6 protein-coding genes are annotated in these 7,909 nt (G+C 42.3%); 3 read left to right on the plus strand and 3 right to left on the minus strand.

Annotated elements, in window-relative coordinates:
- Both ACLL8Z_RS13945 and ACLL8Z_RS13950 read right to left on the minus strand, forming a co-directional pair.
- A partial coding sequence (locus tag ACLL8Z_RS13945; RefSeq protein WP_411275401.1) for an HAD-IB family phosphatase occupies positions 1-1,291 on the minus strand: 1,291 nt, incomplete at its 3' end.
- Positions 1,292-1,306: 15 nt separating this feature from the next.
- Positions 1,307-2,278 carry an NAD-dependent epimerase/dehydratase family protein gene (locus ACLL8Z_RS13950; RefSeq protein ID WP_411275402.1) on the minus strand — a complete coding sequence of 324 codons (972 nt, stop codon included), beginning with the start codon at positions 2,276-2,278 and terminating at the stop codon, positions 1,307-1,309.
- A gap of 139 nt (positions 2,279-2,417) precedes the next feature.
- On the opposite strand from ACLL8Z_RS13950, the gene ACLL8Z_RS13955 reads away from it, so the two are divergent.
- Together ACLL8Z_RS13955 and ACLL8Z_RS13960 are read left to right on the plus strand one after the other, a co-directional pair.
- Positions 2,418-3,593: a formimidoylglutamase gene (locus ACLL8Z_RS13955; protein WP_411275403.1), complete on the plus strand. Its 1,176-nt coding sequence runs from the start codon at positions 2,418-2,420 to the stop codon at positions 3,591-3,593.
- 181 nt (positions 3,594-3,774) lie between these two features.
- Positions 3,775-5,271 (plus strand): xylulokinase, encoded by a 1,497-nt coding sequence (locus tag ACLL8Z_RS13960; RefSeq protein ID WP_411275404.1) that lies wholly within the window; start codon positions 3,775-3,777, stop codon positions 5,269-5,271.
- A gap of 20 nt (positions 5,272-5,291) precedes the next feature.
- On the opposite strand, the gene ACLL8Z_RS13965 is transcribed toward ACLL8Z_RS13960, so the two are convergent.
- Positions 5,292-6,491, minus strand: a complete 1,200-nt coding sequence (locus ACLL8Z_RS13965) for a prolyl oligopeptidase family serine peptidase (RefSeq protein ID WP_411275405.1) — start codon at positions 6,489-6,491, stop codon at positions 5,292-5,294.
- Between the two features lie 94 nt (positions 6,492-6,585).
- Between ACLL8Z_RS13965 and xylA the strand changes: the two genes are divergently transcribed.
- On the plus strand, positions 6,586-7,909 hold a 1,324-nt coding region (gene xylA / locus ACLL8Z_RS13970; RefSeq protein ID WP_411275406.1), incomplete at its 3' end, for a xylose isomerase.

Raw genomic sequence — 7,909 nt, forward strand, 5'->3', positions numbered from 1 at the left:
AATAAAGTATTCTAAACTTAATCGTATGATTAATCTGCTTCAAGTCCTTCAGAACCTGCTTATCATACTGGTCACTGACATCCGTGATTACATAGCCAATATTCGTGTTGGTCATTAGGTATTGCCCCACTATGTTTATATCGTGATCAGCAAAAACCTGATTTATGCTTGCCATAACGCCGGGAACGTTGTGGTGAATGTGTATAAGCCTGTGCGCACCTCCAATCCGTGGCAATTGTAGATTTGGGAAATTTAGACTTCTGTAGGTGTGGCCATGATTGATAAAATTTATCATTCGCTTTGGAATAAATTCTGTAGCACCGGCATTGTGTTTTGGATCGTCAAAAACCACAATTCCCATATCAGTACAAATGTCTTTAGACAAAATAAGACTGCTATTGCCGAGGTAACCGATGGTCTTAAGTTTAACAGCACGATTAAGCTTTTCATCTTCAAGAACTTCGCCATGGGCCAGCAGCATCATTCCCACATCAGGCACATATTTTTCTTCAAAGCTGGTTTTGTGCCGGATAGAGAAGCCATCGTTCTTTAGAGTCTGGATTGCAATTGCGGGCACATCGCCAATAACCAGACATAAAATCCTGTTTTTAGGATAAGATATAGCTCTTGGAAGGTTATTTACATAAAGAAACTCATCAAAGCTTGGCGTAATGTGATCTGCCTTTTCGGCTACCGTTTTTCGCTCTATATTTTCAGTAAAAGCATAGAACTTTTTAATCATTCCAAATTCCTTAAGCTGGAAATCAGAGTGTCCGTCACCGATGCCATAGATATCACCCTGGAGTTTTAGATCTTTTAATAGCGTCACCTTGCCCCCTTCATTCGAAAGAGGATTGCTCTCATCGTAGCCAATAATCTTCCCCGAAGTATCAAATATGAAAGTATTTGCATAAATATTCTCTTTGGCGATGTGATAGGATGAAACCACAGGGACAATAAATTCCTTAAAGCCCCCGGAAACAATCAGAACATCATCAGCATGCTTTTTGAAGAATGTTTTATTACGCGAGAAGGAGGCAGACACCTTGGTTTTCAGGTGTGTAATGAGCTGCTTCAGGTGATCTTTGTTCGCTTCGAGAAGCTGAACCCTGGCTGTCAGACTTTCCCGGAATGACATCCTGCCTTCCATCGCCTTATTGGTAAGATCTTCTATGCTCTTAAAAATACCTTCCCGGTTTGGATGGTCATGTAGAGAAATTCTCGCAAGTTCATCCAGCGCCTCCACCTGGGTAAAAGTACTATCAAAATCAATAATGTAAAACTGTTTCAAAGGGAATTTGATATTTTAGTTTGTATAGTAATTTTTACAGATTTCAGCAATCGATTCTTTAACAGACCGGAACTCCAAATTTAGAGCCTCTTTTATTTTTTCGTTTGAATAGTTTTGTTTTTTAAAAGCACTCCTAACGGTATCGCGACTAAAGTTGTTATTTTTTCCTGTCAAATATGATAAAATGCTTTTGCCGTATCGGGCCAAATTCATCATCCAGGGTTTCAAGGCAATTTTGGGAGGTTTCTGGCCAAATTGCGTTGCTATTTCTGTAAAAACATCGCGGTAAGTCCAATTCTCGGCACTTATGATGAAGCGTTGATTGCTAATATCGCTGTTCATCAGATCTATCATAGCAGAAGCTACGTCCTGGACATCAACATAACCGAAACTTCCATCAGGATAATATGACAAACCGTTTTTGATAGTTTCGAATAGTTGTCCGCTTCCTTCGGAACCGGCATTTATGCCTATGATTATTGATGGATTAACTATTACTGCATTCAGGCCTTCTGCGGATGCCCGGAACACCTCCATCTCACTCTCATATTTTGAGACGGAATAACTGCTCTGACCAGATTCAAACTCCCAATGGTGGTCCTCATTTATTAACTCCCCTTTCTTGCTATCCCCAACGGCAGCGACTGAACTAACATGAAGAAACTTTTGTACGTGGGCGGCTATACACACGTTTAGAAGATTGATTGTTCCTTCAACGTTGATTTTCATCATCTGCTTTTTTTCCTTTTGTAAAAAGGAAATCATCGCAGCACAATGGTAGACTTTTGTGATACCCCCGATCGCGTCTTCAAGACTGTAATAATCGAGGAGATCGGCATTTACCCATTCTATGCGTTCATCATTTTTCAGGATGTGGGGAATTACTGATGAATCACGTTTAAGGGCGCGAACTTTTTCACCATTTAGTAATAACTGTCGAACTAATTCCGATCCTAAAAAACCGGTGGCGCCGGTGACTAATACCATTCTAATGATTTTACTTAAATGCTTTCAAAAGTAGTTGAATAAAGTGATATTTGCATTCAGTCTGACCTCAAAATCCGGCTACTGAACGACATGTCTATAGTAGCAATTTGAATTTAATCGAAATCAGAACTAATTTCCTATGTCATTATCCGATTTTCTTAGTCCCATAAGCTCCAGTTCTGTCCAAAATGATTTTTATACCAGTCATTTAGGTGCAAAAATCGAAATGTTTCATTCAGATTTTCCTGATCTCGATGCTAATACTTTTGATATAGCAATAATTGGTGTACAGGAAGACAGAAATTCAATGGGCAATTCTGGCACTGCTCTTTCTCCGGAGTATTTCCGCGAGAAATTCTACCATCTCAATGAAGGGAATTATATAACCCGGATAGTCGATCTGGGAAATATTAAGGCCGGATATACCGTTTCCGATACTTATATCGCTCTTAAGCTAGTTGTAACAGAGCTTATCAAGAAGAATATCCTCCCGGTCATTATTGGAGGGGGACAGGATTTAACTTACTCCCAGTTCATGGCTTATGAAGAACTGGAGCAGAAAGTAGACCTGATGGTAATTGATTCTCATTTCGACCTCGATGATGACTCGGAAGTAGTAGACGGAACAACATCCCAATCATATCTTAACCGGATTCTCCTGCACGAGCCTAACTATTTGTTCAACTTTAGCAATATCGGTTATCAAACATACTTCGTTAACCAGGAAAGCCTGAAAGTGATGGATGGCTTGTACTTCGACATCCACCGACTGGGTGATTTCTCAAATTCAATAACACTTGCTGAGCCTATTATCCGTAACGCCAATATGATTAGTTTTGACATAGGAGCAATCCGTTCTTCAGATGCAAGGGGCAATGCCAACGCTACTCCTAATGGATTTTATGGGGAGGAAGCCTGTCAGATCTGCCGGTATGCGGGAATGAATGATAAGCTTACTTCCATCGGGTTCTATGAATTTAATCCGGCATATGATCAAAACGGACAAACAGCATTGTTGCTGGCGCAGATGGTTTGGTATTTTGTGGATGGATTTTATAACCGTAAGAAAGAACATCCGCTACTACCAAAATCCAATTACATCACCTATCGTGCAAGCCTCAAGGACGGATCACATGAGTTGGTCTTTGTGAAAAGCAAAAAATCTGACCGCTGGTGGATGCAGGTTCCTTATCCCACTGGCTTGTCAAAAAATGAAAGACATCATTTGGTGCCTTGCAGGTATGAAGATTATCAGCTTGCTAATTCAGGGGAGATGCCGGATTTGTGGTGGCGGACTTATCAGAAGCTTATTTGAGTTGTACGTTGTACGTTTTACGTTTTACGTCTGGGCGGATAAGTGAGAAGTTATATAACGTAAAACTCAGTAGTACGTTAGGTTATGCGTCCAGCAACGTATAACGTATAACGTACAACGTACAACTTTCCTTCGTTTCCATAATTAACCCTACTTTCACGGTAACCAACAAATCTCGCCAATGCTTCTACTCGGTATCGACCTCGGCACTTCATCAATTAAGGTTTCTGTAACGGATTCACAAACTCAGAAATGTTTGGCTAGCGCACAGCACCCGGAAGAAGAGTCGGAAATAATAGCTTTGCAGCCAGGTTGGGCAGAGCAGTCGCCGGAAATGTGGTGGGAGCATGTTCAGCAAGCGATATTGAACTGCAATGCTACGAAGCTATATGATCCCCGGGATATAAAGGCAATTGGTATCGCATATCAGATGCATGGATTAGTCCTGGTGGATAAAGATCAGAAAGTGCTCCGAAATTCTATCATCTGGTGTGATAGCCGTTCAGTAGAAATTGGCAACAAAGCGTTTGATGCAATCGGCAGGGAAAAGTGTTTAGCTAATATGCTCAACTCGCCCGGGAACTTTACCGCTTCAAAGCTCGCCTGGGTTAAAGAAAATGAGCCTGCCGTTTATCAGAAAATCGATAAGTTGATGCTACCCGGAGATTTTATTGGGATGAAATTCTCGGGTGAAATAACAACAAGTATTTCAGCTCTTTCTGAAGGAATATTTTGGAATTTTAAGGATGATGTGATATCGGAAGATATCATGAATCAATTTGGCTTTGACAGGAGCCTTATCCCTGATGTGCGCGATGTCTTTGCAGAACATGGAAAATTGAAGAATGAGCTTGCTGCGAAACTTGGACTAAGTGCGGGCATTCCGATAACGTATAAAGCCGGAGATCAGCCGAATAATGCTCTTTCTTTAAATGTACTGAAGCCTGGCGAAGTAGGTGCCAACGCCGGTACATCGGGTGTTATTTATGGTGTATCGGATCAACTCACGTTTGATAAACAATCCAGGATCAACACCTTTGCACATGTTAATTACACCACTCAAAGCAAGCGTTTGGGCGTGCTTTTGTGCATTAACGGTACGGGTATCCTCAACCGCTGGGTAAGAAGCACCATTGGATCGGCAAAGACTTATGATCAGATGAATTTTGAAGCGGCTAGTGTACCGGCTGGCAGCAATGGCATACGCATAATGCCATTCGGCAATGGTGCTGAGCGGATGCTGAATAATAAAACAATAGGTGCTCATTTCCACAACCTGGATCTGAACGTTCATAAACAATCTGAAATCTTCCGCGCAGTACAGGAAGGTATTGCATTCTCATTCCGTTACGGATTAGATATTATGCGCGAGAATGGCATGAATCCTACGGTAATCCGTGCCGGGAAGACCAATATGTTCTCTAGCGAGGTTTTTACAGAGGCTTTTGTGAATTCCTGCGGGGTGCCGGTTGAACTTTATCAGAATGATGGTAGTGTTGGTGCCTCTATTGGCGCAGGTATCGGGTTTGGGGTGCTAACTTTGGAAAACGCGTTCAGTAAAGTGAAACCACTGAAAGTGATCGAACCAAACGCGGAGGATGAATACGAGATATTTTATCAGGAGTGGAAGAGGATATTAGTAAATCATATTTCCTTTGACTCCTCAGTCTCTTCTTAAAAAAAAGAGCATTATCGCAACTAATAGTTCTTCTTGAAATGATAATCTGCAAACTTGATGAAGTTATTCCAGTCGTAGAGAGTTAAATTGTGAATACCTTCCCTATTGTGATAAGCAAGAGGCGATTTAAAGATACTTGTGTTTATTGCCGGTGGCACATCCGGCAATCCAGATCGCAAACCATACAGCTTATAGACCAATTCAGCATGTTTTAGCGAAAGGAAAGTACCAGTCGGATCTGCCCAAAGGTCTTCTGATGCATTAGTTGCGTACACGGGCCGTGGTGCAGCAAGCGCTAATAGCATGTGCTGATCTATCGGCAATAGTTCTTCCTTGTCGTTGAATTTTTTATAATTAGGGGTAAACCAATGTGGGAATGAGGTATTTATCTTCCTGATCCTTTCTCCAAATTGCCTGCGGGCAAGCTTCGCTCCTGTGCTTCCTGAACAGTTAGAGATGCAAAGGGCGAACCGCTGGTCTTGAGCGGCTGCCCAGAGTGATGCCTTTCCGCCCCTGGAATGGCCAACAATAGCAACTTTTGATTCATCAACCAAGGGCTCTTTTTCAAAATAATCCATAACCCGGCTTGCACCCCACGCCCAGGCACCGATTGTACGCATCCCATTATCGGCTGTTAATTGTTCAGGATATAACTGAAGTACACCATTCATAAAGAGCTTTGGGTCATCAGGCGCCATATCGCTCACATGGATTGCAGCAATAGCGTAGCCACTATTAATTACCTCCTCAGCCGGCCAAAACTCACTTTTCTGCCTACGGCTTGGGTCTGTGTTTTCCTTGGGCCGGTTGTTAATCAAAAGAAATGCTGGAACTGGCTTAAGTGCATGCTTGGGGATGAACAATATCAGATTGATCTTGACACTCCTGCCCTCCTTAAAAACCGTGATCAGCACCTCCTTTAAGATCGCTTTTCCATCCATACTTTCTAAATCCTCATGAGTAACAGTGTGACGGATACTATCGTACGACCGGGGCATTTTCCCATAAACATTCTCTTCAAAAAGAGAGAGAAGTTCAGGCCGACGCAGCTTCTCCCAGGATGTTTTCGATGTTATTCGTTCCTTGGTCTCGCTTAAAAGTATATCTGGCAGTGAATACTGAGGAACTTTCAACTCATCATAATTCGACTCATTAGGATCCTGAGCCTTCACCGAAATGACTGATGCATAAAAGATACAAGCGAAGATGAATTTTCTCATAAGCAATTGGTATTTATGCAAAATAGGAAATGAAGTTGGGAAGAATTTCCCTTTTCATATAATTTCTATAAATTAGAAATCTAAAATTAAAGCTATGTCATCTATAACACTGGGAAACAAAGAATACTTTAAAGGTATCAGTCAAATACAATACGAAGGACCTCAATCAGACAATCCTTTTGCATTTCGCTGGTACGATGAAAATAAAGTGATAGGCGGCAAAACCATGAAGGAAACTCTGCGTTTCGCCTGTGCTTACTGGCATTCGTTTGTCGGAAATGGTGCTGATCCATTTGGAGAACCTACTCACATCTTCCGCTGGGATGAGAAATCTGACCCTGTTGAACGGGCAAAAGATAAGATGGATGCAGCTTTCGAATTCATTACCAAGATGAATTTGCCGTATTACTGTTTTCATGATGTGGATGCCGTGGATTACGGTAACGATATTATCGAAAATGAAAGGCGCCTGCAGGCCATTACCGATTATGCAAAGGAAAAACAAAATGCCAGTGGTGTAAAGCTCTTATGGGCTACAGCGAACTTGTTTTCACATCGCCGATATATGAACGGCGCAGCCACCAATCCTGACTTTCATGTTTTATGTCATGGGGGGGCGCAAGTTAAAGCTGCGCTTGATGCGACTGTCAGCCTTGGCGGAGAAAATTATGTCTTCTGGGGTGGGCGTGAAGGATACATGAGCTTGCTGAACACCAATATGAAACGGGAGCAGGAGAACCTTGCAAGGTTTCTGCACATGGCTAAAGATTATGCCCGCGGACAAGGGTTCAAAGGCAGCTTCTTCATAGAACCTAAACCCTGCGAACCTACAAAACACCAGTATGATTATGATGCGGCCACAGTAATAAGCTTTCTGCGTCAATATGATCTCATGGATGATTTTAAGCTGAATATCGAAGTAAACCACGCCACCCTTGCCGGACATACTTTTCAGCATGAGCTCCAGGTTTCGGCTGATGCAGGCATCCTCGGTTCAATTGATGCCAACCGTGGTGATGTGCAAAACGGCTGGGATACCGACCAGTTTCCTAATAATATCAATGAACTCACCGAAGCGATGCTGGTAATTATTGAAGCTGGCGGGCTAAAGGGCGGAGGTATAAATTTCGATGCCAAGATCCGCAGAAACTCTACAGACCCTGCAGATCTGTTTCATGCCCATATAGGGGGTATGGATACCTTTGCACGAGCACTTATTGCCGCAGACAACATTCTAAACAAGTCTGATTATAAGAAGATTCGCGAAGAGCGTTATGCTTCATTCGATTCCGGAAAAGGCAAAGATTTCGCTGCAGGTAAACTTTCTTTAGTCGATCTGAGAGCTTACGCAATTGAAAAAGGGGAGCCTGAAGTGAGGAGTGGGAAGCAGGAATTGATGGAGAATTTGGTGAATAGGT

The sequence above is a fragment of the Daejeonella sp. genome (assembly GCF_046590655.1).
In the GTDB taxonomy this organism is placed as follows: Bacteria; Bacteroidota; Bacteroidia; order Sphingobacteriales; family Sphingobacteriaceae; genus Daejeonella.

Coding starts and splice junctions, on each gene's coding strand:
- ACLL8Z_RS13965 (WP_411275405.1), bottom strand. CDS start 6,491: ATGAGAAAATTCATCTTCGCTTGTATCTTTTATGCATCAGTCATTTCG.
- ACLL8Z_RS13960 (WP_411275404.1), top strand. CDS start 3,775: ATGCTTCTACTCGGTATCGACCTCGGCACTTCATCAATTAAGGTTTCT.
- ACLL8Z_RS13955 (WP_411275403.1), top strand. CDS start 2,418: ATGTCATTATCCGATTTTCTTAGTCCCATAAGCTCCAGTTCTGTCCAA.
- ACLL8Z_RS13950 (WP_411275402.1), bottom strand. CDS start 2,278: ATGGTATTAGTCACCGGCGCCACCGGTTTTTTAGGATCGGAATTAGTT.